This window comes from Tractidigestivibacter scatoligenes (assembly GCF_001494635.1).
In the GTDB taxonomy this organism is placed as follows: domain Bacteria; phylum Actinomycetota; class Coriobacteriia; order Coriobacteriales; family Atopobiaceae; genus Tractidigestivibacter; species Tractidigestivibacter scatoligenes.
The window spans coordinates 1-2,617 of sequence record NZ_LOJF01000016.1 but is presented as its reverse complement, the minus strand read 5'-3'; the positions used below and the strand labels follow the sequence as shown (position 1 = coordinate 2,617).

Below are 2,617 nucleotides of genomic sequence, written 5' to 3'. Positions count from 1 at the left end.
GAAGTCAGCCATGTTCATGATTCGCTTGTCGAGGATGAAGGCAATCAGCTCTTGGAGCATGGCTTGCTTCTCCTCGGTGCTTATCTGCTCGTAGGCACCGATATCGAAGCTGTTTCCGCAGATGCGCTCGTCGGCGCTGTAGAGGTGCTTGCCCTCCTTGCGGCAGGAATCGGTGTCGTGGATGAGGTAGTCGTAGCAGTGGCGGATGTTGATGCACGCCTTACAGGTGTTCACGGCCTTCTCGCCCAAGAGCCTGAAGATGTTCAAGGCGTGCTTGTAGGTGGTGGTGTTCGGGAAGACCAGAATCAGGTGGACGTGGTCTTTGCGGTGTTCGCTCTTACTGTCGGTGTCCGCCGAGTGGATGCAGTAGGCGAACGGCACTTGGAGCAGATCGGCTATTTTGCCTTCCCAGCCATCGACCATGTTCTCGGGATAGAGAACCGCCCACCAGTACCGAGCTTTGTTGATGCTGTTTTCTGCCATGAAAAAACCTCCCTGTTCTTCGGGAGGTCGCTGCTCAATCGTCGCAAGCCCCTATAATGGGGGGTGGTGCTGATATGCGAGCTGCAACCTCGGTATCGGCGGCAACAGGGGTCGGAGCCTGTTACCCATCGGCCACCATTGTAAAGCCCGCCCGTCGGCCTGGAGCCGCCGGCGGGCCTTTTTTTGTGCAGCGTACCTACCTCGCCATCCCACGCCCTCGCCGTCTCTCCTGGGCCTGCGGGAGCATGCCCCAGGACCGCAGAAGCTCCGCCGAGCCTGGCCGCAGGCGCCGCGCGAGGTCCGGCGCGGAGGTCAGCAGCCCGGCCAGCCTCCCAGCAAGTCCCTCAAGTCGGCCTCTAGCGCGGTCGAGTAGTCCTCGCAGCTGCTCAGCTCGCCGCTCAAGCTCTCGCACTCGTCCTCCAAGCTCGCAGCGCTCTCGCCTAAGCGCCCGCACTCGTCTCGCAAGCTCTCGGTGCTCTCCCTCAAGCCGTCGCACGCCTCGCTCAAGGTCCTGGATCGCCGCTGGAGAGCCTGCCTTCTCTGCCTCCAGGGAGTCACCTCGGCCTCGAGCCGCGTCGCACGCTCCTCTAAGGGCCTCAGCTCGCTCTCTAAGCTCCTGATTTCGGCTTCTAGCCGCGCGTTCTCTTCCTCCAGCCCAGCCGCCCTCTCTTGCGACTCGCCGAACCTCTCCCAGGCTCGCCGCCGCCAGGGACTCGGCATCCTCGACGCCCCGTTGAAGGCACTCCAATCGGTCCTCTGCGGCCCTCTGGGCACTCTCGGCCGCGGCCGCCCTCTCCGCGGCCCTGGCGGCCTCCTCGCGCGCCGCCACGTACTCCGCCTGCCCCAGGTGCGAGAGCTGCTTCTCGCCCTGCTGGGCGGGGTCGAGCTCCACCGACACGTGGCGTCCCAGGGCGGCGTCCTCGGCACGGCCCAGGTCCTTGTGGAAGCGCTGAAGATCGGAGCGCGTGAAGACCCTGGCGGCACGCAGGCGCCCGTCCCTCACGGGCACGATCGGGATGTGCGCGTGCGGCGTGGCCTCGTCCATGTGGACAAAGCCGCCCAGGACGTTCTCCGCGCCATAGCGTTCCCGGCAGAAGTCCACGGCCACCTCGAAGAAGCGCCGCGCGTCCTGGCGCGGGCAGTCCTTCGGGAGCGTCACCACCCAGTCGGACAGCACGTTGGCGTCCCGACGTATCGCCTTGCCCGAGTCGGCCTCGTGCGCGGCGATGGCGGCGTCCACCCGCGACCGCAGCGCGGCCGCAAGCGCCTGCGGGCTGTCGGCCCCAATCGCGTAGTTCTCAGCCGTGCGGGAAGCGTCGATGTTCTCCCGCGAGTAGCCCCGCTCAAGCTCCGCCCTGCGCTCGTAGTGCGCGAGCATCGGCGCGGCGCCGGAGCGCTTGTAGTGCGCGAGGTGCGCCAAGGCAGGCCCCCAATCTTCATAAGATATAGCCGGTTATATCTTACTCCGTAAGATACCGGCCAGGGGTGCCCCCTGGACCCCCTCCGGCGGGGACGGGCTGCGCCCGACCCCCCGCCTGCGCGTCGAGGGGACGGCCCTCCGGGCCGACCCCCCTCTCCTTGCCCGCCGCGCCAGCCGGGAGGGGCGTCCGCCCCACACCCGGCGCCGCGCCGAAGGGCCCCGCGCAAGCGCGGACGAGGGGGCCGCATGCCCCCTCGAACACCCCCTCAAAATCCGCTCGTTTGTCTTCCGTCTTCCGTCACAGACATCTTTGGTCGTAGTAGCCAAAGATGTCTAATCCGAATCCGAAGCCGACATCCGCTCGAAGACTTGGGCAAGGAAAGGGTCGATGGAGTAGTGCGCCCCATCGACCCTTCGCCCAGTCTTCTTGCGTGCTTGCCCGCCGCGTCAATTCCGCGCTCTGCGAACGAGGGCTGCGCCCCCGTGGTCGCCGAGCGTTCCATTGACCCGGCTACTCCACCTTTTTGCCCTTGGCGTATTTGAGGTAGTTGCCCTTACAGATGCGCTCGAGCATCGCGTTATAGCCGACGATGACCGAGAAATACTCGGGAGCGAAAGCGCCGCTCGACATGAGCATGAAGTCAGCCATGTTCATGATTCGCTTGTCGAGGATGAAGGCAATCAGCTCTTGGAGCATGGCTTGCTTCTCCTCGG

Annotated in this window: 3 protein-coding genes; all 3 read right to left on the bottom strand. The window is 65.3% G+C overall.

Annotated features, from left to right (window positions below; all coding sequences use genetic code 11):
• Positions 1 to 483, bottom strand: a 483-nt coding sequence (locus AUL39_RS10755; RefSeq protein ID WP_059056146.1) for a Rep family protein, incomplete at its 3' end; no start/stop codon positions are given.
• A 196-nt stretch (positions 484 to 679) separates the two neighbouring features.
• Positions 680 to 1,903: a MobV family relaxase gene (mobV, locus tag AUL39_RS10750; RefSeq protein ID WP_059056144.1), complete on the bottom strand. Its 1,224-nt coding sequence runs from the start codon at positions 1,901 to 1,903 to the stop codon at positions 680 to 682.
• 511 nt (positions 1,904 to 2,414) lie between these two features.
• The coding region (locus AUL39_RS10745) for a hypothetical protein (RefSeq protein WP_059056142.1) at positions 2,415 to 2,617 on the bottom strand (203 nt) is incomplete at its 5' end.